At 68.9% G+C, this 23,641-nt stretch carries 26 protein-coding genes and 1 tRNA gene; 11 read left to right on the forward strand and 16 right to left on the reverse strand.

Annotation, left to right across the window (positions count from 1 at the left end; translation table 11 throughout):
* Positions 1-178: 178 nt before the first annotated feature.
* Complete coding sequence (locus AB0I77_RS19255; RefSeq protein WP_363283772.1) at positions 179-724, reverse strand: alpha/beta hydrolase; 546 nt, start codon at positions 722-724, stop codon at positions 179-181.
* Positions 725-847: 123 nt separating this feature from the next.
* Between AB0I77_RS19255 and AB0I77_RS19260 the strand changes: the two genes are divergently transcribed.
* From AB0I77_RS19260 to AB0I77_RS19270, 3 genes are all read left to right on the forward strand, one after another.
* Positions 848-1,303 carry an Lrp/AsnC family transcriptional regulator gene (locus AB0I77_RS19260; protein WP_363283773.1) on the forward strand — a complete coding sequence of 152 codons (456 nt, stop codon included), beginning with the start codon at positions 848-850 and terminating at the stop codon, positions 1,301-1,303.
* A gap of 81 nt (positions 1,304-1,384) precedes the next feature.
* Positions 1,385-1,918, forward strand: coding sequence for a chloramphenicol phosphotransferase CPT (cpt, locus tag AB0I77_RS19265; protein WP_363283774.1), 534 nt, complete (start codon positions 1,385-1,387; stop codon positions 1,916-1,918).
* A 208-nt stretch (positions 1,919-2,126) separates the two neighbouring features.
* Complete coding sequence (locus AB0I77_RS19270) at positions 2,127-3,212, forward strand: SH3 domain-containing protein (RefSeq protein ID WP_363283775.1); 1,086 nt, start codon at positions 2,127-2,129, stop codon at positions 3,210-3,212.
* 13 nt (positions 3,213-3,225) lie between these two features.
* On the opposite strand, the gene AB0I77_RS19275 is transcribed toward AB0I77_RS19270, so the two are convergent.
* Positions 3,226-3,417, reverse strand: a complete 192-nt coding sequence (locus AB0I77_RS19275; RefSeq protein ID WP_363283776.1) for a DUF397 domain-containing protein — start codon at positions 3,415-3,417, stop codon at positions 3,226-3,228.
* 11 nt (positions 3,418-3,428) lie between these two features.
* Positions 3,429-4,310, reverse strand: coding sequence for a helix-turn-helix transcriptional regulator (locus tag AB0I77_RS19280; RefSeq protein WP_363283777.1), 882 nt, complete (start codon positions 4,308-4,310; stop codon positions 3,429-3,431).
* Positions 4,311-4,531: 221 nt separating this feature from the next.
* On the opposite strand from AB0I77_RS19280, the gene AB0I77_RS19285 reads away from it, so the two are divergent.
* The 3 genes from AB0I77_RS19285 to AB0I77_RS19295 all read left to right on the forward strand — a co-directional run bounded on the left by AB0I77_RS19285 (position 4,532) and on the right by AB0I77_RS19295 (position 5,599).
* Entirely contained in the window at positions 4,532-4,948 is a 417-nt protein-coding gene (locus AB0I77_RS19285) for an ATP-binding protein (RefSeq protein WP_363283778.1), read from the forward strand.
* A 67-nt stretch (positions 4,949-5,015) separates the two neighbouring features.
* Complete coding sequence (locus tag AB0I77_RS19290) at positions 5,016-5,219, forward strand: hypothetical protein (RefSeq protein ID WP_363283779.1); 204 nt, start codon at positions 5,016-5,018, stop codon at positions 5,217-5,219.
* On the forward strand, positions 5,216-5,599 hold the full coding sequence (locus AB0I77_RS19295; protein WP_363283780.1) for a hypothetical protein: 384 nt from the start codon (positions 5,216-5,218) through the stop codon (positions 5,597-5,599). The genes AB0I77_RS19290 and AB0I77_RS19295 overlap by 4 nt, the downstream gene beginning before the upstream one ends.
* Positions 5,600-5,669: 70 nt before the next feature.
* Here the strand turns inward: AB0I77_RS19295 and AB0I77_RS19300 are convergent, their stop codons facing one another.
* From AB0I77_RS19300 to AB0I77_RS19315, 4 genes are all read right to left on the reverse strand, one after another.
* Positions 5,670-7,109, reverse strand: a complete 1,440-nt coding sequence (locus tag AB0I77_RS19300; RefSeq protein ID WP_363283781.1) for a GH1 family beta-glucosidase — start codon at positions 7,107-7,109, stop codon at positions 5,670-5,672.
* A gap of 172 nt (positions 7,110-7,281) precedes the next feature.
* Positions 7,282-8,184, reverse strand: a complete 903-nt coding sequence (locus AB0I77_RS19305) for a carbohydrate ABC transporter permease (protein WP_363283782.1) — start codon at positions 8,182-8,184, stop codon at positions 7,282-7,284.
* Between the two features lie 12 nt (positions 8,185-8,196).
* Positions 8,197-9,210, reverse strand: coding sequence for a sugar ABC transporter permease (locus tag AB0I77_RS19310; RefSeq protein WP_363283808.1), 1,014 nt, complete (start codon positions 9,208-9,210; stop codon positions 8,197-8,199).
* Positions 9,211-9,215: 5 nt separating this feature from the next.
* A complete protein-coding gene (locus tag AB0I77_RS19315; RefSeq protein WP_363283783.1) occupies positions 9,216-10,538 on the reverse strand; it encodes an extracellular solute-binding protein in 1,323 nt (440 codons plus the stop codon).
* 370 nt (positions 10,539-10,908) lie between these two features.
* Between AB0I77_RS19315 and AB0I77_RS19320 the strand changes: the two genes are divergently transcribed.
* A complete protein-coding gene (locus AB0I77_RS19320) occupies positions 10,909-11,964 on the forward strand; it encodes a LacI family DNA-binding transcriptional regulator (RefSeq protein ID WP_363283784.1) in 1,056 nt (351 codons plus the stop codon).
* 55 nt (positions 11,965-12,019) lie between these two features.
* Positions 12,020-12,853: a serine/threonine protein kinase gene (locus AB0I77_RS19325; protein ID WP_363283785.1), complete on the forward strand. Its 834-nt coding sequence runs from the start codon at positions 12,020-12,022 to the stop codon at positions 12,851-12,853.
* On the opposite strand, the gene AB0I77_RS19330 is transcribed toward AB0I77_RS19325, so the two are convergent.
* From AB0I77_RS19330 to AB0I77_RS19350, 5 genes are all read right to left on the reverse strand, one after another.
* Positions 12,842-13,342 (reverse strand): GNAT family N-acetyltransferase, encoded by a 501-nt coding sequence (locus tag AB0I77_RS19330; protein WP_363283786.1) that lies wholly within the window; start codon positions 13,340-13,342, stop codon positions 12,842-12,844. The two genes, AB0I77_RS19325 and AB0I77_RS19330, sit on opposite strands and share 12 nt — an antisense overlap.
* Before the next feature lie 78 nt (positions 13,343-13,420).
* Positions 13,421-13,493, reverse strand: a tRNA-His gene (locus AB0I77_RS19335).
* A gap of 82 nt (positions 13,494-13,575) precedes the next feature.
* Positions 13,576-14,178, reverse strand: coding sequence for an oligoribonuclease (orn, locus tag AB0I77_RS19340; RefSeq protein WP_363283787.1), 603 nt, complete (start codon positions 14,176-14,178; stop codon positions 13,576-13,578).
* Between the two features lie 345 nt (positions 14,179-14,523).
* A complete protein-coding gene (locus AB0I77_RS19345; RefSeq protein ID WP_363283788.1) occupies positions 14,524-15,795 on the reverse strand; it encodes a helix-turn-helix domain-containing protein in 1,272 nt (423 codons plus the stop codon).
* A 378-nt stretch (positions 15,796-16,173) separates the two neighbouring features.
* On the reverse strand, positions 16,174-16,506 hold the full coding sequence (locus AB0I77_RS19350) for a hypothetical protein (protein ID WP_363283789.1): 333 nt from the start codon (positions 16,504-16,506) through the stop codon (positions 16,174-16,176).
* Positions 16,507-16,841: 335 nt separating this feature from the next.
* Here AB0I77_RS19350 and AB0I77_RS19355 point away from each other — a divergent pair, with 335 nt between their 5' ends.
* The gene (locus tag AB0I77_RS19355; protein ID WP_363283790.1) at positions 16,842-17,369 is read left to right on the forward strand and encodes a universal stress protein; all 528 of its coding nucleotides are present in this window, start codon (positions 16,842-16,844) and stop codon (positions 17,367-17,369) included.
* 156 nt (positions 17,370-17,525) lie between these two features.
* A complete protein-coding gene (locus AB0I77_RS19360) occupies positions 17,526-18,089 on the forward strand; it encodes a GPR1/FUN34/YaaH family transporter (RefSeq protein ID WP_363283791.1) in 564 nt (187 codons plus the stop codon).
* A gap of 146 nt (positions 18,090-18,235) precedes the next feature.
* On the opposite strand, the gene glmS is transcribed toward AB0I77_RS19360, so the two are convergent.
* Positions 18,236-20,053, reverse strand: coding sequence for a glutamine--fructose-6-phosphate transaminase (isomerizing) (gene glmS / locus AB0I77_RS19365; RefSeq protein ID WP_363283792.1), 1,818 nt, complete (start codon positions 20,051-20,053; stop codon positions 18,236-18,238).
* Positions 20,054-20,066: 13 nt separating this feature from the next.
* Positions 20,067-20,324 (reverse strand): hypothetical protein, encoded by a 258-nt coding sequence (locus tag AB0I77_RS19370; protein ID WP_363283793.1) that lies wholly within the window; start codon positions 20,322-20,324, stop codon positions 20,067-20,069.
* Positions 20,325-20,510: 186 nt separating this feature from the next.
* Between AB0I77_RS19370 and AB0I77_RS19375 the strand changes: the two genes are divergently transcribed.
* Entirely contained in the window at positions 20,511-22,076 is a 1,566-nt protein-coding gene (locus tag AB0I77_RS19375) for a metallophosphoesterase family protein (RefSeq protein ID WP_363283794.1), read from the forward strand.
* Positions 22,077-22,133: 57 nt separating this feature from the next.
* On the opposite strand, the gene AB0I77_RS19380 is transcribed toward AB0I77_RS19375, so the two are convergent.
* Together AB0I77_RS19380 and AB0I77_RS19385 are read right to left on the reverse strand one after the other, a co-directional pair.
* Positions 22,134-23,012: a DUF4429 domain-containing protein gene (locus AB0I77_RS19380; RefSeq protein WP_363283795.1), complete on the reverse strand. Its 879-nt coding sequence runs from the start codon at positions 23,010-23,012 to the stop codon at positions 22,134-22,136.
* 81 nt (positions 23,013-23,093) lie between these two features.
* Positions 23,094-23,641 (reverse strand): RNA-guided endonuclease TnpB family protein (locus tag AB0I77_RS19385; RefSeq protein WP_363283796.1); only part of this gene is annotated, 548 nt, incomplete at its 5' end.

Genomic DNA, 23,641 nt, shown 5'->3' on the forward strand with positions numbered 1-23,641 from the left:
TCATCTGCCGTGTGGGCTGGGTGTCGTCAGCTGCGAGAACTTGTCGGACATGTTGCTCACGAGCGTCTCGCGCATCTCTGTGCTGATCAATTCCCGTATGTCGATCTATTCCCATCTCTGCGGCGACGTGGGCGATCGGGCGGTTCCGGCAGCGGTCGATCAGACGGTGCCGCCCTTCTCAGCGGTCGACGAGTGTGCGAAGGAGTTCCAAGCCCGCCTGCCAGTCACCGAGGTCGCTGTCGGAATTGATGTGGCCGTGGCCTGCGATGAGATGGCCTTGCGCCTGCCACTCGTGCGCGAAGGAGGCGGACGTCGTCGGGTCGCAGTAGGGGTCGTCGTCGCTGGCCACCATCAGGCTCGGGCACGGCAAGGGGCGAGCGGACAGGCCTAGGAACGTCGATGCGGCCTCACGTGGGAACGCCGGTCCCTGGGGATGGGGAGGTGCGACCAGGAACGCCGCCACCGTGTCGGGTCGTGCCTGCTCCAGCCAGTGCGCAGCTGCCCAGCAGCCAAGGCTGTGAGCCACCAACGCCACCTGGTCATCACGCCGGGAAGCGATCTCGTAGGCAGCCTGGATTGCGGCAACCCAGTCCGACAGGTCCGGCCTGCTCCACGAGGCCGGTGCGATCCGGACCGCTGAGGGCCCCCACCGCTTCTCCCACAAGCTCTGCCAGTGCCGCTCATCCGAACCGTTAATCCCAGGAATGATGACGTACGCGACCATGGCCTACCGCCCTTCCCATTCGTGCCCACGCACATCGCGGGGGCACCCTGGGGCGATTCTCGATGGATCAGCGGCAACGATCGGGCTCAGCAAGTGATCTCAAAGAAAGTAGGGGTGACAACGATGGAATCACTCGACGAGATCGACCGTGCCATTTTGGAACTGCTCCAGACCGACGGCCGGCTCACCGGAGCGGAGGTCGGACGCCGCGTCGGGCTGTCCCAGCCGGCAGCCGGCGCCCGCATCCAACGCCTGGAGAAGAACGGGATCATCACCAGCTACCGTGCCGTCGTCGCCCCAGCCGCAGTCGGATTGAACATCCACGCCATCGTCCGGCTACGCACCACCCACGCGCAGCTGTCCCCAGCCCTCACCCTTGCCAGCAAGACACCCGAGATCGTCTCGACCCTTCGCGTGACTGGCGAGGACTGCCTGCTGCTCGACGTGCACTGTTCTCACGCCGAACGACTTGAACAGATCGTGGACTCCCTCGCCCGTTACGGACCGGTCACCACCTCACTCGTCCTGCGCAGCTACCCGCCCAAGTCGTTGCCAACGGCACCGTCAGCAACGTCCTGACCCGCAACAACTAGGTAGGGGCAGAGCGGCGTCAGCCGATATTCGCTTCGTGCCGTGCGCAAGGCGCCGTACGGTGGCGCGGTGACGACTCAGGTGATCATCCTCAACGGCGGTTCCAGCTCGGGGAAGTCCGGGATCGTACGGTGCCTTCAGGCGGTGCTTCCTGATCCGTGGCTGGCGTTCGGCGTCGATTCGTTCGTCGAGGCGCTCCCCGCGAAGATGCGGGCGTCCGACGAGGGGATCAAGTTCGAAGCGGACGGCGCGGTGAGCGTCGGGCCGGACTTCATGGCGCTACAGACGGCCTGGACGGAGGGCCTCGTGGCGATGGCCCGGGCTGGCGCCAGGGTCGTCATCGACGACGTCTTCCTCGGCGGAGCGGCGTCCCAGCAGCGGTGGCAGAAGGTACTCGGCGACCTGGACGTGCTGTGGGTCGGCGTCCGGTGCGAGAGCGCGGTCGCCGCCGGCCGGGAGGTCGCACGGGGAGACCGGGTCCAGGGAATGGCCGCGTCGCAGGCGGATGTGGTGCACGAGGGCGTGATCTACGACGTGGAAGTGGACACCACACATACGGAGTCCCTGGTGTGCGCGCGAACCATCGCCACCCACGTCGGCTGATCGACGGAGCAGCTCCGGCCTGGTCAATTCATGTGCCGCCCGGGGATGTTGTGGTGATACGAGATCCGCGCTTCCACTGAGTCGATACTAATTCCGAACGGGAACCTGAATTTCCCCTCCTCTGCAGAATCAATCGGAAAATCAGGGTACCGCCTCGATTTACGCCGCTACGATGCATGAGCCGCAAGGCGTGGGGATCGGGGGATTCATGGATCACGCACGGGCACGTCTGCTCTCTTTGCTGCTGGCCGGGGTGTCACTGCTGGCCCTGGTGGGCGCGGCGGGCTGCGAGGACTCCGACCCGTCCGTTTCCTTCACTCCGGCCTTCGCGCCCGTCACTTTCACCTTGGACGCCTCGGGAAAGATCTCCATCTCGGCAGGAAAGGCGATCGTGACGCCCATCGGGATCTTCTCTGTGGACGCCGGGGTGGAACATCAGTTCTCCGTCAGCCCCAAAAGATATCTGACCGCGGTCTTCCGATACGTCAAACCGAAACTCGGATTGGTGGAAGCCGGTTATCTGATCCGCACCGACCGCAGAATCGAGCCGGAACTCGACGGCCAGTCGCTCGCCTCGGCGCAAGGCGGCCTGCTCCGCATCGACGCCACCGAAGCCGAGCCCGGCGAGGTCACACGGCTGAAGATCTCCGACGTCCCACAGGACACACCGGTCCCCACGGCGTCGGCGTCCACCTGCCGCGACTCCGGCAGCACCGAGGTCCAGTTGCCCGAGGTGTCGGCCGGTGACTCCGTCGAGGACACCGTCGCCGGGTTGGCCGCGGCCTGCCTGAACGTCCAGTACGCCGCGGAGGCCGCGGACGGCGACGAGGGCACGGTGTCCCGAGTGGTCGTCCCCACGACCGTGCCCGGCGGCGAGGTCCAGCTGCCGCCGGTCGGCGACGGCGCCCCCGGCCCGGGCGACAAGGTCACCACCGACGAACGCCGGGTGGCCACGGTGTTCGTCGTGGCACCACCCGAGGAGCCCTCCCCGACACCGACGGACAGCTCGGCTTCGCCCACCGCCACGCCGCCGGACCTGGCCACCACGACCGTCCTCGCCACCGGGAACGCCCCGGTCCGCACCGAACCGAGCACCGCCGGCGCCCAGGTCAGCAGCGTCGCCGAGGGGCTCACCTACGACGCGCTGTGCCGGCGGCACGGCGAGGAGGTCACCGCGCACGGCAGGACCAGCGATGTGTGGATCCAACTGCGGCGTGGCACTGGCGAAACGGGCTGGGTGACCGCGACGGCGCTCGACGGCGACCCGGAGACGGTGGTGGCCACTGCGTGCTGAGCGCACCGGGGGCTCAGCGACTGAGGTGTCCGGCCTTCACCGCGTGCAGCAGGTTCGCCAGGGCGTGGGGTGTGGTCGTAGCGAGCTGGTGAGGGTGGTCGCTTTCGCGGAGGTGGATGAGGGATGAAGTTGATGCCGCCAGCTCTACGCAGTTGCCCTCGCCGCCGGAGCTGAACGAAGACTTCTGCCAGGTGAGTTGGGGCATGCCGGTTCCTTTCAGAGGGTGTACATCACGTGCTGGACCAGGCTCAGCGAGTCGCGTGACTCGTGCGACTCCGGTGCCGATTCCGGATCGACCGGTGCCAGCGCAAGCTCAGAGAGTCGCTCGAACATCTTCGCGTACTCGTCGAGTTGCTCTCCATCCCTCAGGAAGAGCGACTTCGTCGGATGCTCAAGGTAGACCGTGTCCAGTTCGGGGGTCGCGGCGCCGTAGATGACGAACGACTGGGTGTGCGCGGCGTAGTTCCCTGCCTCGAACGGGTACACCTGCACCGTCACGTTGGGCAGCCGGGAGATCTCGATCAGCCTCAGGAGCTGCCTGCGCATGGTCGCGGGCCCGCCTACGCGGGTGTGCAGCGCGGCTTCATGGATGACGGCGCGATAGCTCACGGGGGAGTCGGCGGTCAGTACGCGCTGCCGGGCCAGACGGAACTGGGCGTATCGGTCCGCCCGTTGCGGGTCCTCCTCGGTCGCTTCGAGTACGGCGCGGGCGTAGTCCTCGGTCTGGAGCATTCCCGGGATGAGCATCGGTTCGTGCGTCCGTAGCACGGTTGACCGCGATTCGAGTTCTGCCAGGTCCCGTGCTGCGGGCCCGATCGTGTCGCTGAACTCGCCCCACCAGCCCTTGCCGCTCTCCAGAGCCATCGCCATCAGGCCGTCGAAGTAGGCGCCGTCGGGGCAGCCGTATGCGCGGAGCAATTTGTAGAGACCGTTGCGCGGAACGTCGACCCGGCCGGTTTCGATGTGGCTGATCCTGGTGCGCTCGGCCTCGATCAACTCGGCGGCGGCTTCGCCCGACAGCCCGGCTCGCTCACGCAGTTTGCGCAGCTCTGCACCCAGACGCCGCTGCCGCTCGCTGGGGTTGGTCCTCGGTGGCATGCGGCGCAGTTTGCCCCGTGGCTTGTACGAGCGTCCACCAGCTTGGCGGGGCGTCACTCTTGAGGGGGGAAGTCGGCGTACACGGTTGTAACTTTCCCATGAGTGGTCCTAGCTTCGAAGCGACCCCATCACGCCGCCCCCACGAGGAAGTACCCCCGCTCTCACTCCAGTTGAGGCCCGGACCTGGTCACCGCGTAGGCGTCTGTCCTAGAAAGGCCCCCATGGACGACCGACCGAACACCGTCTCCCTCGTCTTCCCACCCCACCCCGCCTGGGCCCGAACGGCCCGCGAAACCATCCGCACCCTCCTCACCACCTCCTACCGCCCCGAACTCACCGACACCGCACTCCTGTTGACCTCAGAGGCAGTCACCAACGCCATCAACGCCTGCACGGACAAGGGCTGCACCACCCCCGTCACCCTCCACGCCGGCTGGACCGACCCACACCGCCTCCGCGTCCTCATCCACGACGAAGCCCCGGGGCTGCCCTCCGTCCGCACGCCGACGGCCGCCCTCGATGACGAGGGCGGCCGTGGCATGCAGCTCATCTCGTACGGTGCCGACGCCTGGGGCGTGTGCACGCACGGTCCCGGCCGGGGCAAGGCCACCTGGTTCGAGGTGGGCCGGGATGCCTGAACGCCTGGGTGCACCTTCTCGTCTGCGTGATACCACTGGTGCCGTCACGGCTGGTACCGTCGAAGCCATGCCGAAGATCACCGTGGAACTCACCGCCGAAGAACTCGCGGCGGTCAACCAGTACGCCCGTGCCCTCGGCAAGTCCACCCGCGCCCTTGCTCACGACCTGCTCGTGGCCGAAGCGCAGCGAGCCGCGTTCCTCCGGAATGTGGACAAGGGCATCGAGATCGGCCTGGCCGCCTTCGCCGACTCCGCGGAGGGCTGGCGTTGAGTTCGATCATCCGCGTCGACGCAGGCTGGATCCTCGACGTCCAGTCCCGTGTCGCCCCGCTCAATCTCGATATCACCGACTGGGGCGCCCTGGCCGCGATGGCCGACCGTCACCGGTATGAGCAGCCTGCCGAGACCCTCTACTACGAGGAGGTCGCCACCCGCGCGGCGACGTTCTGGCACACGGGCATCCGCCTGGAACCGTTCGCCGACTACAACGCTGTCATCGGGTGGGCCTGTGCGTACGCCTACATGGATGCCTCCGGTGAGACAGTTGCCCCGCCGTCTCCCAAGGACGTGTACCTCGCCTCCGCGGCGATCCGCTCCCATGAGGCGAGTTTCCGGGACACTGCACGCATCCTGAACACCTGGCGTACCTGAAGCCAGACGCGCGGGGTGCGGCACCCCCCTCAGGTGCCGCACCCCTTCCCCGCTCCCCCAGGAAAATGGCCTATTCGACCGCTGCCACCGGCGGCAGCGTCTTCGTCCGTGCGGCCTGCCCGTACCACAGGGCGCTCGACTTCGGCGTCCGTGCCAGGGTCGCGTAGTCGACGTACACCGCGCCGAAGCGCTTGCCGTAGCCGTACGCCCACTCGAAGTTGTCCATCAGGGACCACAGGTAGTAGCCGCGGACGTCCGCGCCGTCCGCGATGGCCCGGCGGACCGCCCTCAGGTGGCCGTGCAGGTAGGCGATCCGCTCGGGGTCGTGCACGCGGCCCTCGGGGTCGGGCTTGTCGTCGTACGCCGCGCCGTTCTCCGTCACGTACAGCGGCAGACCCGGGGCCTCCCTCGTGTACCGCATGATCAGGTCGTGCAGGCCGGTCGGGTCGATCGTCCAGCCCATCTCCGTGCGCTCGCCGGGGGTTTGGTGGAAGGCGACGTCGTCCGCGGCGGGCCAGGGGGAGTGCTCGCTCGCGCCGTGGCCGTCGGCGCGCGGGCCGTCCACGTCAGTCTCCGCCGCCGACACCAGTGCGGGGGTGTAGTAGTTCAACCCCAGCGCGTCCAGTGGCTGGTTGATCGCCGCGAGGTCGCCGTCGTGGACGTAGGACCAGTCGGTGAGCGATGCCGTCGCGGCCAGCAGCGTCTGCGGGTAGGCGCCGTGCAGCATCGGGCCGTGGAAGACGCCGTTGGCGAGGTCGTCGATCTTCCGGACGGCCGCCAGGTCCGCCGGGGACGAGGAAAACGGCCTGACGACGGACGAGTTGAGGCTCACCGCGACCGAGTTGCGGGCCGGCATCACGCCTCGCAGGGCTGTCGTGCCCAGGCCGTGCGCCAGGTTCAGGTGGTGCGCGGCCTTCAGGGAGGCCGCCGGGTCCGTGCGGCCGGGCGCGTGCACCCCGGAGGCGTACCCCAGGAAGGCGCTGCACCACGGCTCGTTGAGGGTGATCCACTGCTCCACCCGGTCGCCGAGCGCCTCGCCGACGATCTGCGCGTACTCGGCGAAGCGGTACGCCGTGTCGCGCTCCGGCCAGCCGCCCGCGTCCTCCAGCTCCTGTGGCAGATCCCAGTGGTAGAGGGTGACGGCCGGCTTGATGCCGTGCGCGAGCAGCTCGTCGACCAGCCGGCGGTAGAAGTCCAGGCCGACCTGGACCGCCGGGCCCCGGCCCGTCGGCTGCACCCGCGGCCAGGAGATCGAGAAGCGGTACGCCGTCAGGCCCAGCTCCGCCATCATCGCCACGTCGTCGCGGTAGCGGTGGTAGTGGTCGACAGCGATGTCACCGGTCTCGCCGCCGGCCGTCTTGCCCGGCGTATGGCTGAAGGTGTCCCAGATGGAGGGCGTACGGCCGTCCTCCCGCACCGCCCCCTCGATCTGATAGGCGGAGGTCGCGGCGCCCCAGAGGAAGGCGGGGGGAAAGGTCGCCGGGATCGCCGGCGTTACGGACTCAGGCATGGAAGCGCTCCCATAGGAGGTCTTGGAGACCGACGGGTAGGAGAAAGAAGGGGGCGAGGGGGAGAAGAGGAGGGGGGAGGAGAGGAAGGGGCCGAGGCTGCGGTGACCCGGCCCCCGAAGAAGCGAAGAAGCGAACAACCGAAGCGGCGAAGAAGGACGGAGAAACCAGGCCTCAGCCCTTGACCGCCCCCTGCATGATCCCGCCCACAATCTGCTTGCCGAAGATCGCGAAAACGATCAGCAGCGGCAGTGTGCCCAGCAGCGCGCCCGCCATGATCAGCGACTGGTCGGGCGTGAAGCCCCGGCCGAGGCCCGCCACCGCGACCTGCACGGTCGGGTTGCCGGTCTGGGTCAGGACCAGGAACGGCCACAGGAAGTCGTTCCAGGTCTGTACGAACATCAGCATGCCCAGCACGGCCATCGCGGGCCGGGCCGCCGGGAACACCACGTGCCAGATCACGCGCCAGCTGCTCGCGCCGTCGACCCGGGCCGCCTCGATGATCTCGTCGGGCAGGGCCTGGATCAGGTACTGCCGCATGAAGAACACCCCGAAGGCGTTCACCAGCGAGGGCAGGATCACGGCCTGGAGCTGGTCGGTCCAGCCGAGCTCGGCGACCATCATGTAGAGCGGGATGATCATGAGCTGCGGTGGCACCATCATGGTGCCGATCACCAGCAGCATCAGCGCGCCCCGCCCCCTGAAGCGCAGCTTGGCGAAGGCGAAGCCGGCGATCGTGGACAGGAACACGATGGTGATCGCCGAGGTTCCGGCCACCAGTGTGGTGTTGATCACCGCCTCGCCCATGTTGGCGTTGTCCCAGGCCAGTTCGAGCTTGTCGAGCAGTTCCCCGCCGAACCAGAACGGCGGCGGGGTCTGCGCGAGCCGGTTGTTGTCGCGCGAGGCGGCGATCGCCGTCCACACCAGCGGGAACAGCGAGCCGAGGGTGAACAGGGCAAGGATGATGTACGCGATCCATCCCGCGTGCATCTGCCCGCCGGCCTGCTTGGCCTTGGAGCGCAGCCGCCTGCGGGGTGCGTCCTCGGGGGCGGGCGGTTTCGTCAGTGTCGTCGTCACGGCCGGTTCTCCTTAACTACTGGCGCGCAGCCGGCGCGAGATGACGTAGTTGATGACTCCGATCACGATGAGGATCAGGAACATCGCCCAGGCGATGGCGGAGGCCCGGCCCAGGTGCAGGTTGACCCAGCCCTGCTCGTACAGATAGAGCCCGAGCGTCTGGAACTCGTGCTGCGGGCCGCCGGACGCACCCTTGTTCGGATCGAACAGCAGGGGCTCACCGAAGAGCTGGGTGGCACCGATGGTCGAGACGACCACGGTGAACAGGATCGTCGGGCGCAGCGAGGGCAGGGTCACATGGAGGAACTGCCGCCAGCGCGAGGCGCCGTCGAGGGCCGCGGACTCGTACAGGTCCTGCGGGATCGCCTGCATCGCGGCCAGGTAGATCAGCGCGTTGTAGCCGGTCCAGCGCCAGATGACGATCGTGGAGACCGCTATCTGGGAGGGCCACTTGTCGTTCTGCCAGTCGATGTCGCCGATGCCGACGAAGTTCAGCGCCCAGTTGATCATGCCGTAGTCGCGGCCGAAGAGCAGGACGAAGACGAGGGAGGCCGCGGCGATCGACGTCGCGTACGGCGCGAGCATCGCGACCCGGTAGAAGGTCGAGGCGCGCAGCTTGTAGTTGAGGATGTGCGCCAGGCCCATCGCCATCAGCAGCTGCGGGACCGTCGAGATGATGCCGATGGTCAGGGTGTTCTTCGCCGCGTTCCAGAAGAACTCGTCGTCGAAGATGCGGGTGTAGTTGCGCAGCCCCGCCCACTCCATGTCCGTCGGCGCCGTCAGCTCCACCGTGTGCAGGGACGCCCAGGCGGTGTAGAGCAGCGGGAACAGACCGAACGCGAGGAACAGCAGGAAGAACGGCGAGACGAACGCGTACGGACTCCAGCGCATGTCGCGCTGCCATCGGCGGGAGAGCCGGGCCCGGCGGCGCTCGTCGGCCTCGGATACGGGATCGGCGGGCGGACGGGCCGGGGCCGCGCCCCCCTCCTTCTCGGGGGGCGCGGCGGTGTCGTGCCGGGCGGACATACCGGTCACTTCTCCAGGTTGTTGTCGATGGTCTTGGTGGCCGTCTCCCAGGCGTCCTCGGGCGACTTGCCCTGGGTCACGAGGATGACGCCGTTGTCGGTCAGACCCTGCTGGATGATCTGGTCCTTCGGGCCGATGACCTGCACGGGAATGTCCTTGGCCGCCTGGGCGAAGATCTCGCCGATCGGGGCCTCACCCGTCATGTCGTTCTTCGCGTTCTTCACGAGAGGCAGGTCGTACGCGGCCGGCGCGCTCGGGAAGCTGCCCTGCACGCTGAAGAGCTTCGCCTGCTGCTCGGGCGCGGTCAGCCAGGCCACCAGCTTCGCCGCCTCCTCCGTGTTCTTGCCCGACTTGGGCACGGTCAGGAAGGTACCGCCCCAGTTGCCGACCTTGGGCGGTACGGCCACGTCCCACTTGCCCGCGGCCTCCGGCTTCGACTGGCCCTTGATGTAGCCGAGCATCCACGGCGGGCAGGACATCGCGGCGAACTTGCTGTTGGCGATCGTCGTGTTCCAGGCGGGCTGGAACTGCGTCTGCTTTCCGGTCAGCCCTTCCTCGGCGGCCTTCGCGGTCAGGTCGAAGGCGGCCTTGACGGCCGGGTTCGACTTGTAGACGACCTCGCCGGAGGAGTCGTAGAACTTCTCGCTCTCACTGCTGAGGATGGCGTTCAGCATGCCGCCGGGCGAGTCCACGAAGGTGGTGCCCTTCGGGGCCTTCTTCTTGTAGGTCTGGCCCGCCTGGACGAACTTCTCCCAGTCGCCCGCCCACAGCTTGCCCACTTCCTCGCGGTCGGTGGGCAGGCCGGCCGCCTCGAACAGGTCCTTGCGGTAGCAGATGGCCATCGGGCCGATGTCGGTGCCGAGCCCGATCGTCTGGCCGTCCTTGGTGGTGGCCTGCTTCCACTTCCAGTCGAGCCAGCCGCTCGCCTGGACGCCCTCCACCTTGGACATGTCCATCAGCTTCGAGGCCTGGGTCTCGGTGATCTCGGCGATGTTGCCGACCTCGACGGCCTGGATGTCCTGGAGGCCGCTCCCGGTGGTGAGGTGGTTGAGGAGCGGCGGGTAGTAGTTCTCGTTCCGCTCGACGACGTTCTCGGCGATCTTGATGTCCGGGTTGAGCTTCTCGTACTCCTTGTACAGACCGGCCTCTTTGAAGCCCTGAGTGCCGAAGAGTCCCAGAGTGATCGTGGTCTTGCCGCTGCCGCCCGAAGACGACCCCTCGTCGCCGTCGTCGCCGTCGTCGGCACAGCCGGCCAGCAGCCCGGCGCCCAGCGCGGCAACGGCCGCGACGACCGTCGTCCGGCGGGCGAAGCGGGTAGGTGCTCGCATTGCGTCCTCCTGTTGCCCTGACGTGCCGACCCCCCGGCCAACGGCGTTGTTGGGCCCGTTAGTTCTAGCTGCGGCTCGGGCGGGGAACGTGCGGGATGTGTATGTGTCAGGTACCGTGGGAGCGCTCCCACTCGTGATGTGTTGAAGGTTCGTCGGTCTTGGCGGGGGTGTCAAGGGACTAGGGGCGGAGAGATGCGTTCAGTTATCGGGCTGTTAACTGGAACAGGGGGGTAATGATCCAGCCATCCGCAGGACCCGTCGTGCGGAAACGGAACTGATCGTCGAGGGGCCCACCAGGGACGGTGCCCCCTCCGCCAGGACTGTTACATTCCAGGCCAACGCAAGGGTCGACGAGAAGAGGGCGGAGCCCATGGCAAGCCACGGAGCGCGGGGCCGGAGCGGTGGCCGGCCCACCCTCGAGGAGGTGGCGGCACGGGCGGGCGTGGGCCGGGGCACGGTCTCCCGGGTGATCAACGGCTCGCCCCGGGTCAGCGACGCCACCCGCGCGGCGGTCGAGGCGGCGGTCGCGGAGCTCGGCTACGTCCCCAACACCGCGGCCCGCGCCCTGGCGGCCAACCGCACCGACGCCATCGCCCTGGTCGTCCCCGAGCCGGAGACCCGCTTCTTCGCCGAACCGTACTTCTCGGACATGCTCAAGGGCGTCGGGGCCGAACTGTCGTACACCGAGATGCAGTTGCTGCTGATCTTCGCGGGCAGCGACCGGGAGCGGGCCCGCCTCGCCCAGTACCTGGCCGCGCACCGGGTGGACGGCGTCCTGCTGGTGTCCGTCCACGCCGACGACCCGCTGCCCGACCTGCTCTCCCAGCTGGAGATCCCGGCGGTGATCAGCGGCCCCCGCTCGGCCGGGGAAACGCTCCCGTCGGTCGACTCGGACAACTTCGGCGGCGCCCGCTCGGCGGTCGAGCACCTGCTGGCCCGCGGCAGCCGCGCGGTCGCCCACATCACCGGCCGCCTCGACGTGTACGGCGCCCAGCGGCGCGTCGACGGCTACCGCCAGGCCCTGCTCGACGCGGGCCACGAGGTGGACGAGCAGTTGATCCAGCCGGGTGACTTCACCGAGGACGGCGGCCGGCGCGCGATGACCGAGCTGCTGGCCCGCCGCCCCGACCTGGACGCGGTCTTCGCGGGCTCGGACGTGATGGCGGCCGGCGCCCGCCAGGTCCTGCGCGAGAAGGGCCGCCGTATCCCGGACGACGTGGCGCTGGTCGGCTACGACGACTCGGCCATAGCCCGCCACATGGACCCGCCCCTCACCAGCGTGCGCCAGCCCATAGAGGAGATGGGCCGCCGGATGATCGACCTGCTGCTGACGGAGATAGCCGACCGCAGACCGGTGGCGGTCCGGGGCCTGGAGCGGCAGCAGGTGGTACTGGCGACGGAACTGGTGACGCGGACCTCGTCGTGACGGGGGCCGGGCCCTGTCGCCCGGCGCAGGCCAAACCGATGAACAATGCTGACCCATGACTCCTCATCCCCTGCTGGACGTTGCCGAGGTTCCCGAGGTCGAGCCGTATCTCCGCACGGTGGGCGAGGTGTTCCGTGCCTTCCGCACCCAGGACTCGGGCTGCGTCTCGTACGGCGTCCAACTCCCGGACGGCACCCGCTGGTTCGTCAAGGAGCCGACGACCGACCCGGCCCGGCGCTCACTCGACCGGGCCTGGGCCTTCCACCGGGCGGTACGGCATCCGGTGATCGTCCCGCATCTGCACCGGATCGCGGTACGGGACGGCCGTAGGGCGATCCGGGATGCCAGGACGGCGGTGGTGCTGCCCTGGCGCCGGGGCGAGTCCCTCTACAGCGGCGACGGAAACGGCTCCCGCCCCGACAGCCCCCTGTCCCGCTTCCGCGCGCTTCCCATCCCGCGGATCCTGGCCGCCCTGGACCGCGTCCTGGACGCACACCTCGCGGTGGAGGCGGCGGGGCAGGTCGCCGTCGACCTCTACGACGGCACGTTCCTCTATGACTTCGAGGGCGACGAACTCCACCTGATCGACCTCGACGAGTACCGCCCGGGCCCGTTCGTCCTGGACGCCGACCGCCTCCCCGGCTCCCGCCGCTTCATGGCCCCGGAGGAGTGGCGGCGCGGCGCCGTCATCGACATCCGCACCACGGTCCACGCCCTCGCCCGCACCGCCCGCCTCCTCCTGGACGCCGGCGACGACGAGCGCGCCTTCCGGGGTACGGCCGCACAGCTGGCGGTCATCGAGCGGGCCACGCGTGCCGATCCGGGCGAACGCTTCGGCAGCGTGGGGGAGTTGACGGCTGCCTGGCGGGCGGCGGGGTCAGTCGCCTAGCGCGAGACGCCACCGCCGCTCACCGTCCTGCTCCTCGCCGGTCGGCGCCAGCCCGGCCGCCGCGGCGACCGCCGCCGACGCGAGGTGCTCGGGGTGGATGTGGGCGAGGACCGTACGCACGGACCCCTGCCCGAGCCGCCCGACCAGCGCCCGTGCCGCCTCCGAGGCGAACCCGCGGCCCTGCCAGGGCGTGCCCACCACCCACGCGATCTCGGCGCTGTGCTGCCCCGGCGTGACCGTCGCCTGCATGGTGCCCACGAGACACGCCTCAGCGCGCAGCCGCAGCACCCAGTTGCACCAGACGACGGCCGGATCGGGCGAGCCGGCGACGAGCCGTTCGTAGCGGGCCCGCAGGGCGGCGGGGGAGTCGGGCGTGCCGCCGATGAAGGTGTGCAGCGCCGGGTCGGACAGGACGGCGGCCATCTCCTCGGCGTGCTGGACGCGCAGGGGGAGGAGGTCGAGGCGGGGGGTGGAGAAGGGTTCGGGCATAGGCCCACGCTAATTTGAGCGGGAGAAAACGACTTCGGCCGGTGACCTTGTCGCCAAGGTCACCGGCCGAAGAGCCAGGGTGAGTGACGGGACTTGAACCCGCGGCATCCTGGACCACAACCAGGTGCTCTACCAGCTGAGCTACACCCACCATGACCGGTGATTCACTGGATGGTTTACCGACCGGCCGAGAAAAAGTGTACAGGGTCCGAAGGGGTGCTCGCGCCCGGGTTCTACCGCGCGGGCGGGATGTGCTTCGCGGCGATCGACTTCGCGGTGTCGGAGTCGGGGCCCGGCTGCGGTACGAAGATCGCCTCGCGGTAATAGCGCAACTCCACGATGGATTCGCGGATGTCGGCGAGGGCGCGGTGGCCGCCGTTCTTCTGCGGGCTGTTGAAGTACGCCCGCGGGTACCAGCGCCGGGCGAGCTCCTTGATGCTGGACACGTCGACGATCCGGTAGTGGAGGTAGTCCTCCAGCGTCGGCATGTCGCGCAGGAGGAAGCCGCGGTCCGTGCTGACGGAGTTTCCGCACAGCGGGGCCTTGCCGGGTTCCTTGACATGCTCGCGTACGTACGCCATGACCTGCTCCTCGGCGTCCGCGAGCGTCGTGCCGTCGGACAACTCTGTGAGCAGCCCGGATGCGGTGTGCATCTGACGCACCACCTCCGGCATCGTCTCCAGCGCCTGGTCCGGCGGGCGGATGACGATGTCGATACCGTCACCGAGGATGTTCAGCTCGGAGTCGGTGACGAGGGCGGCTACCTCGATGAGCGCGTCGTGGGACAGCGAGAGGCCGGTCATCTCGCAGTCGATCCACACCATGCGATCGTTCATGCGACCACCCTACGGCTGGCGTGCGCTTCTGGGATCCCCGGTGCCTGGCTGACCGTCCTGGGGGCTCTGCCCCCAGACCCCCGGCCTATGCCCACCCACCACCAGTACCACTCAGCCCGTCCGGCGTTTGAGGACGAGGCCGTTCAGGCCGAAGGGGGTCTGGGGCGCAGCCCCAGCGGGGCGCGGGGGCGGAGCCCCGCGAGGGGTGCAGGGGACGCAGTCCCCGCTGGGGTCCAGGGGTGGAGCCCCTGGCGGGGTCGAAGGGGCGGAGCCCCTGGGGATGGGACGGGTAGGGGCGGCGGGGGCGAAATCCTCCCCGGCGTCCGCCCCCACCCGGCCGAACCGTCACCCCCCGCTGCGCTGCCCCGGCAGACTCGCCCGGCTCCCCGCGTACGCTTCCCGCCCGTTCTCCGAAGACGAGGACGAGGACGAAGAGGAAGTCGACAGCGCCGACGTCCCCACCGGGCTCGGCGCCGTACGCCGGGTCTGCAACGGAACCGGCCCACTCTCGGCGTGCAGCAGAGCGGGCGCGCTCGCCGCTCCGGTCGCGCCGGCGGCGGTCGCCGTACCGTCACTGTCCGCCGACGGCCGGTCACCCTGCGGCCTGCGGGCGCGGTACGCGGCCCGGTAGGCGGCGGGCGACGAGCCCAGCTGGCGGCGGAAGTGCCCGCGCAGCGCTACCGGCGAACGGAAGCCGCAGCGGCCCGCGACCTCGTCCACCGAGTAGTCCGACGTCTCCAGCAGGCGCTGTGCCTGAAGCACCCGCTGGGTGATCAGCCACTGCAACGGCGCGCTGCCGGTCAGCGAGCGGAAACGGCGGTCGAACGTACGACGGCTCATGTACGCACGCGCGGCCAGCGTCTCCACGTCGAACTGTTCGTGGAGGTGTTCCAGCGCCCAGGAGACGACCTCGGCGAGCGGGTCGGCGCCGATTTCTTCTGGTAAAGACCTGTCGAGATAGCGCTCCTGGCCGCCCGACCGGCGCGGGGGGACCACCAGCCGGCGGGCCAGTGCGCCCGCCGCCTCGTTGCCGTGGTCCGTCCGCACGATGTGCAGACACAGGTCGATCCCGGCGGCCGTCCCGGCCGACGTCAGCACATCGCCGTCGTCGACGAACAGTTCGCGCGGGTCGACGTGCACCGACGGATAGCGCTTGGCCAGCGTCGGTGCGTACATCCAGTGCGTGGTCGCGGGGCGGCCGTCCAGCAGGCCCGCCGCCGCGAGGACGAAGGCGCCGGTGCACAGCCCGACTATGCGGGCGCCCTCCTCGTGGGCCCGGCGCAGGGCGTCGAGCGCCTCCTCCGGCGGTGGAGAGGTGATCGAACGCCAGGCCGGCACGACGACGGTGCCCGCCCGGGAGATCGCCTCCAGGCCATGCGGTGCGGTGAGTTCCAGGCCCCCTGTGGTCCGCAGCGGGCCTTCCTCGCCGCCGCACACCAGCAGTCGGTAGCGCGGCACGCCGGCGTCCTGGCGATCGATGCCGAACACCGACAGTGGTATGGAACTCTCGAAGATGGGGCCGCCGCTGAACAGCAGCACCGCGACGATCTCCTTGCGGCGTCGCCCGGAGAGTTTCCGGGCTGCGGCTTCCGGCGCGGCAGTGGAGTCGTGGCTCATACTGCTAAGCCCCCCTCGGTGGTCGCGGCTCCTCGGTTGTGTCGCTCCTGCACGTTTCCCCTCGGTCCTGCACGAGTCCCCCGCCGTAAGACAGTCAAGATCGAATCTACTGCGTCCCGTGGTGCCGACATGACCAGTTCGATATCCGGCACATTGTCGACTTGGCAACTTGGCGTGAAGCATTCGATCACGAAGCGTTGCACTCGTGGGGCGTGCAGGGAAGTGCGCCTTGTCGCGGTGGCCAATCCACGTAGGGTGCGCGAGGCCCCGGAGACCCTTTCCGTGCAGGTGGAACGGGGGTTGGGGGGTGGTTCGGGCAAGGGGCCCGCAGGGTCCGGAAGTTGGCTGAAAAGAGTCGTCCGCGTGCGCTGAAACCGGTCAGCTGACCGGTGTATTTCCCCCACTGTGACGTCCGCCTCTGTGCGCCCCCGTTCCGGACCTGTGGTGGCGGCCCCGATGGGGCGCGCCTTCCTCGGCGAGCATGCGGGCCGCGCAGCGCTCCGACTGGCGCAGGAGGATACGGCAGACGGCGGTGACGGCGGCGAGACCGAAGGCCGTGCCGGCGGTGCCGGCGAGGGAGGTGCCGTACCAGAGGAGGATCACGGGGACGAGGACGCAGCTGAAGGCCGCCCAGCGGACGACGTCCGTGGCGGAGTCCTGGGCGGGTGGGGTGGCGCGATGTGCCTCGGCGGGGGGTTGCGGTCCGGACATGGCGTGCTCCCTGGGGGCGTGGCTCTTGGGGTTCAACGCGTGTTCGATCCGTCGGTCACTGTACGTCCGGCGCGGGTGTGCCCCGCGATCAGCTCCGTTCGCAAGATCAGGTGAGGGAATCCTGTGCAAACAGCCTGTACAGCGCAGCAACCATTGCGTTGCGGGCGCACCCTCGTGCATGCTCCCTGGAACCCGAACGCAGAGTGGGCGGGATCTGGGCTAAGGAGGCGTGGCGCCGTACCCTTGGGGGTATGGGGTTGGGAAGATGATTCCCGGACACAGCTCCGCCGCACACTGTCGTCCCTCCCAAAAAGGATCAATACGCCGAGACAGCCATGGCCGGTCACGAATTCTTCGAACCAGCGGACCGCAAGCGGCCAGTCGCCGATCCCACGGCGTCCGAGCCCCTGGCGGCGGAAGAGCCACGCCATTCCTGCGACCCCGCCTTCAAGCACGGCGTCGTAGTCGGTTTCGACGGCTCCACGTCCAGTGAGCGCGCCCTCGCGTACGCCATCGGTATGGCGCATCGCTCCGGGTCGGGCCTGATCATCGTCCACGTCGCGAACCGGCTGCCCACCACCGTGTGGGCCGGCTGCGAGCCACCGGTCTTCGTCGACGTGCCGGACCATCGCACCGAGGTGCTCGGCCTCGAGCTGGCCTGCGCCGACTACCTCGCCGAGGTGCCCTGGATCCTCGTCGAGCGCGGCGGAGATATCTGCCACGAGCTCGAAGAGGTCGGCCAGGAGTACGAGGCGGACGCGATCGTCGTCGGCTCCACGCACGGCATCGTGGGCCGGATCTTCGGCTCCGTCGCGGGGCGGCTCGCGAAGCGGGCGAAGCGGCCCGTCATTGTCATTCCGTAACTCCAACTCCCCTTCGTCCCAGGTGAGATGCGCCTGAGTAACCGTCAACTCTCTTTGTGCAGCGCATAAATCTACTCGCGCGTAGAGGTGTTTGTGCCCTTGTGAAGGGCATATATCGGTCACCGCACAACTGCACATGCATGAAGGGAGCCCGCCGTGGACAAAGACGTCTCTGCGGGAAGCACCACCACGATCGTCGGCCGACTCGCTCTCGGCATCACCCTGCTGGCCTTCGGACTCGGACACACCGGCGTGATCGACGGTGTGACGGCGGCCGACGCCGCATCCATCGCCCAATACGTGGGCGGAGTCGCCCTGTTCGTCGCGGGCCTCATCGCATTCCGTGAGGGGGACGCCGTCGGTGGGACGGCGTTCTCGGGGCTCGGGGCACTCTGGTTCACGTGGGCGGTGTCCGTCGACGGCCAGGTCTCTGCCAACGCGGCCGGGTTGTTCCTGCTGTTGTTCGCCCTGGTGGCGCTGTCTGTCACCCTCGCGGGTGGGGACCAAATCGGCCGAGCCGCCTACGGTCTGCTCTTCGTGGCCCTGTTGCTCATGGCGATCGCGAGCTTCGCCGACAATGACGGTCTCACCAAGGTCGGTGGGTGGTTCGCTGTGGCGGCGGGGGCGGTCGCTTGGTATGCGGCGACGGCGGCCCTGGCGCACTGGCCGACTGTCCTTCCGCGACGCGCTGCCGGCCGGGGTGTGACGGCTACCGGTTAGTTGCGCCTGCCGGGGGTTGGGCGGCTCCCGGTGAATGGAGCGAACCCCCCGTGTTCGGTGGCAGCACGTGGGGGTTCGTTCTGTTGTGTGGCCTGTGCGGGTGTGTGGGGGCTGGTCGCGCAGTTCCCCGCGCCCCTTCAGGGCGCTTACTCCACCGTTACTGACTTGGCGAGGTTCCTGGGCTTGTCGATGTCCCTGCCCAGGGCCAAGGCCGTGTGGTAGGCGAGGAGTTGGAGGGGGATGCCCAGGAGGATCGGGTCCAGTTCGTCCTCGTTCTTCGGGACGACGATCGTCTCGTCGGCCTTTTCCTGGTTCTGGTGGGCCACCGCGAGGATCTTGCCGCTGCGGGCCTTGATCTCCTCCAGGGCGGCGCGGTTCTTCTCCAGGAGGTCGTCGTCGGGGACGATCGCGACCGTCGGGAGAGCCGGCTCGATCAGGGCCAGGGGGCCGTGCTTCAGCTCGGAGGCCGGGTAGGCCTCGGCGTGGATGTAGGAGACCTCCTTGAGCTTCAGGGAGGCCTCGCGGGCCACCGGGTAGCCCCGGACGCGGCCGATGAAGAGCATCGAGCGGGCGTCGGCGTACTGCTCGGCCGTCTTCTTGATCGCGTCCTCCTGCTCGAGGATCTCGGCGATCTGGCCGGGCAGCCTGCGCAGGCCCTCGATGATCCGCTTGCCGTCGCGGACGGAGAGGTCACGGGTGCGGCCCAGGTGGAGCGCCAGCAGGGCGAAGGCGACCGTCGTGTTCGTGAAGCACTTCGTCGACACCACGCACACCTCGGGGCCCGCGTGCACGTACATGCCGCCGTCGGCCTCGCGGGCGATGGCGCTGCCCACCACGTTCACGATGCCCAGCACCCGCGCGCCCTTGCGCTTCAGCTCCTGGACGGCCGCCAGCACGTCGTACGTCTCACCGGACTGCGATACGGCGATGTAGAGCGTGTCGGGGTCCACGACCGGGTTGCGGTAGCGGAACTCGGAGGCCGGTTCGGCGTCGGCCGGGATGCGGGCCAGCTCCTCGATCATCTGGGCGCCGATCATGCCCGCGTGGTACGAGGTGCCGCAGCCGAGGATCTTCACGCGGCGCACGGCACGGGCCTCGCGGGCGTCCAGGTTCAGGCCGCCGAGGTGCACGGTGGAGAAGCGGTCGTCGATGCGGCCGCGCAGCACGCGGTCCACGGCGTCGGCCTGCTCGTGGATCTCCTTGTGCATGTAGGTGTCGTGGCCGCCCATGTCGTAGGACGCGGCCTCCCACTCGACGGTGGTCGGCTCGGCGGTCGTACGGGTGCCCTCGGTGGTGTACGTGCGGAAGTCGTCGGCCTTGAGGGTGGCCATCTCGCCGTCGTCGAGGGTGACGATCTGCCGGGTGTGGGCGACCAGGGCGGCGATGTCCGAGGCGACGAACATCTCCTTCTCGCCGATGCCGAGGACGACCGGGGAGCCGTTGCGGGCGACGACGATCCGGTCGGGGAAGTCGGCGTGCAGGACGGCGATGCCGTAGGTGCCCTCGATGACCCGGAGGGTCTCGCGGACCTTGTCCTCGAGCTTCTCCGCCTGAGCGCGGGCGATGAGGTGGACGAGGACCTCGGTGTCCGTCTCGGAGAGGAACTCGACGCCGTCCGCCTCCAGTTTGCGGCGCAGGTCGGAGGCGTTGTCGATGATGCCGTTGTGGACGACGGCGACCTTGCCCTCGGCGTCGAGGTGCGGGTGGGCGTTCACATCGGAGGGGGCGCCGTGGGTGGCCCAGCGGGTGTGGGCGATGCCGGTCGTGCCCTTGAAGCGCGCCGGGACCTTGGTCTCCAGGTCACGGACCCGGCCCTTGGCCTTGACCATCTTCAGGCCGGCCGTCTTCGGGGACGTCACGACGATGCCCGCCGAGTCGTAACCGCGGTACTCCAGCCGCTGGAGGCCTTCCAGCAGCAGGGGCGCCACGTCGCGCTTCCCGATGTATCCGACGATTCCGCACATAGATATGTATTCCTCAGCCGTAGACGATGCGGCGCAACTGCCGGAGCGTGAGCTCCGGCGGGGCCACCGTGCGATATTTCAGGTCCGCCTCGATCCGTCCGAAGATCTCCGCGTTCACCAGGCCCTGCGCCTGGAGCTCGCGGTGGCGGCGACGTACGTACTCCTCGGTCGTCTCGTCGAAGTAGGCGAGCACGTCCTGGATCACACGCAGCGCCTCGCCCCGGTTGAGGGGCGAGGAACGCGTCAGATGATCAACAAGTTCGTCGTGCACCCGGTAGATCCTGGAGTACCGGCGCCGCTTTCGCAAGAAATCTGCCCGTTTTCGGGCAGAGGTTCGTTAAGGATCTTTGGGAGAACGTTGAAGCTGTCATGAGCGCCTGTTCGCGCCTCGTCCATCCGGCGTCCTGCGGTTCGTCGCCTGAGGAGACGAGTTTCAGACCTCATGGACATTCCTCGCATGGGCGTACCCCAGCAGCTGGCCGAGCGCATGAACATGGCCGAGCAGCACGAATACCTGCGCGCCAGATTCTCGCGGCGCACGATGATCAGGGGCGGCGCGGTCACCCTGGGCGCCGTGGCGGGCGGCGCGTTCGTGCCGGGCGCCACCGCACAGGCGGCGACCCCGACGACCACGGTCACGCGCACCGAGAGCGTCGACGGCGCCCTCGTCGCCCCCTTCGGCCGCCACCTCGCCTACGGCAACGACCCGCGCACCGAGATCACCGTCTCCTGGCAGGTCCCGGTCGCGGTGAAGAACCCCTTCATCCGCGTCGGCGCCCAGCCCTGGGACCTCTCCCGCAAGATCGACGCCGAGGTGCGCACCCTCTACACCCCGGCCGGAGTCGGCGCCAGCGCCGACCACACCCAGTACTACGTGCACGCCCAGCTGGCCAATCTGAAGCCCGGCAAGTTGTACTACTACGGCGTCGGCCATGACGGCTTCGACCCAGCCGAGCCCCACCTGCTGGGCACCCTCGGCACCTTCACCACCGCCCCCGCGCACAAGGCGCCCTTCACCTTCACAGCCTTCGGCGACCAGGGCGTCAGCTACCACGGCCTCGCCAACGACGCCCTGATCCTCGCCCAGGACCCCGCCTTCCACCTGCACGCCGGCGACATCGCCTACGGCGACCCCACCGGCCATGGCCTCGCCTCCGACACCGGCTTCGACTCGCGGGTGTGGGACCAATTCCTCTACCAGACCGAGTCGGTCGCCAAGCAGGTCCCGTGGATGCCGGCCTACGGCAACCACGACATGGAGGCCTGGTACTCGCCCAACGGCTACGGCGGCGAGGAGGCCCGCTGGACGCTCCCCGACAACGGGCCCGACAAGAAGAACCTCCCGGGTGTCTACTCCTTCGTCTACGGCAACACGGCGGTCATCTCGCTCGACGCCAACGACATCTCCTTCGAGATCCCGGCCAACCTCGGCATCTCGGGCGGCACCCAGACCAAGTGGCTTCAGGCGCAGCTCGAGAAGTACCGAGCGGCGCAGGACGTCGACTTCATCGTCGTCTTCTTCCACCACTGCGCCTACTGCACCTCCACCTCCCACGCCTCGGAGGGGGGCGTGCGACAGGAGTGGGTGCCCCTGTTCGAGAAGTACACCGTCGATCTCGTCATCAACGGCCACAACCACGTCTACGAGCGCACGGACGTGATCAAGGGCGGCGCGGTCACCAAGCAGCTCCCGATCGGCGGCACGGCGTACCCCGAGACGGACGGCGTGGTGTACGTGACAGCGGGCGCGGCCGGCCGCAGCCTGTACGCGTTCAGCGCCGACCAGTCGTACGAGGGCAACGTGAAGGACAACGACGCGGTCGCCTCCTTCGTCTGCCTCAAGGACGGCGCCCAGCAGAAGGAGACCGTCGACTGGTCGCGGGTGCGCTACCTCGACTACTCCTTCCTGCGGGTGGACGTCACCCCGGCCGCCAAGGGCCGTACGGCCACGCTGAAGGTGCGCGGCATCGCCGAGACCGGTGAGCAGGTCGACCACTTCACGGTGGCGCGCAAGGCCAAGTAGGGCGCAGGTGTGCCCAGAAGGCGGGGCGCACCGCTGCGAGAGACAAGCAGGCGGTCCTCACATCCTCTTCAGGACCGCCTGCTTGGCCATCGCGAACTCCTCGTCCGTCAGTACCCCCGTGCGATGCAGCTCGCCGAGCTCGCGCAGCCGCCGCAGCAGCGCGTCGTGGTCGTCCTCTGCGGTGGACGCGGCGAGTGACTTGGGCTCCGGTGGCCGTACGTCCTCGGGGGCGGGCGCGGCCGGATGGGGGAGGCGGGCCTGTACGGCCGCCGCGACCAGGGCCATCAGCGGGTCCTTCTTGAAGCCCCACAGCTCGACGGAGTTGGGGTCGTACTTCGGCGGGGCCTTGGTCGGGGCGTTCCTCACGGTGAAGCGGAGACAGCCGTTCTCCAGGCCGACCGACGGGTACCACTCCACGGCCGTGATGTCGGTGAGCGCGAGGGTACGGGTGCCGGCGGCGGCCTTGGCGTCCTCGGTCTTCCAGTTCCACTCCAGGCGGATCCGCTCGCCGTCGAAGCTCGCGGTGCCGTCCCCGGCGGACACGGAGAGTGGGACGGCCGGGCCCGGCAGCAGGTAGCTGTCGACCGGGTCGGCCGGGACCTGGTCGAGCAGCAGGGCGCCTCGTACCTCGTCCACGAAGTACTCGGCGACGCCGTACCGGTCGGACTCGACGATCAGCTGGTACGGGTCGTGGGGCTCGGTGAGCCGGCCGCCGGTCGCGTGCAGCAGCGGGTCGGAGCCGTCCCGCAGCCGCAGTCTGAGCCGTCCGGTCTTCTTGCCCTGCTCGAACGAGATCCCCGCCAACGCGCCCAGCGGGACGACGAGTTCACCGAGGGTCTTGCGGAGCAGGCCGACGTTCTTGTCCCGTCCCGGGGTCAGCCGCAGTGCGTCGCCGTCGAAGACCCAAGTGCCGTCCTTCTGGAGGATTTCCGCCATGAGGGGATTGTTTCATCCGTTGCCAAGACCATAGTCAGGTCTCGGCATCCCGGGCATTTTTGGCCCGGGAGGTCCGTCTCGTCACCAAAGCGTGAGGGCTTCGGTTTGAGGACGGTCTCTCGTTTCCGTCTGCCGCTGGCGCGGCAGGTTTGCGCCACCTGCCCGCCCCGCCGTGGCCTTGCGGCTGCGGCGGGTGGCGCGGGTCTTCTGGTCGGCTCCACGAGGCTTCGGCACCTGTGTGGTGTCCCGGTCTCCGGCCACTCCGGTACCGGTCGTGCCGTCCGCCGCGAGGGCGGCGAGGTTGCGTGCTGCGTTGTCGTCCCGGTCGATGACCAGGCCGCAGGCGTCGCATTCGTACGTCCGGGCGTGCAGCGGCAGCTTGGCTTTCACCGCGCCGCAGCCGGAACAGGTCTTGGAGGACGGGTACCAGCGGTCGGCGGTGATGGTGCGGGTGCCGTGCCGCTGGCGGGTCTTGTAGTCGAGCTGGCGTCGGATCTCGCCGAACCCGGCATCGGCGATCCGGCGGGCCAGGCGCCGGTTGCGGAGCATGCCGGCGACGTTGAGGTCTTCGACCACCACCGTGCCGTACTCGGCGGACACGGCGGTGGTGAGCTTGTGCAGGGCGTCTT

The sequence above is a fragment of the Streptomyces sp. NPDC050619 genome, assembly GCF_040654815.1.
In the GTDB taxonomy this organism is placed as follows: domain Bacteria; phylum Actinomycetota; class Actinomycetes; order Streptomycetales; family Streptomycetaceae; genus Streptomyces.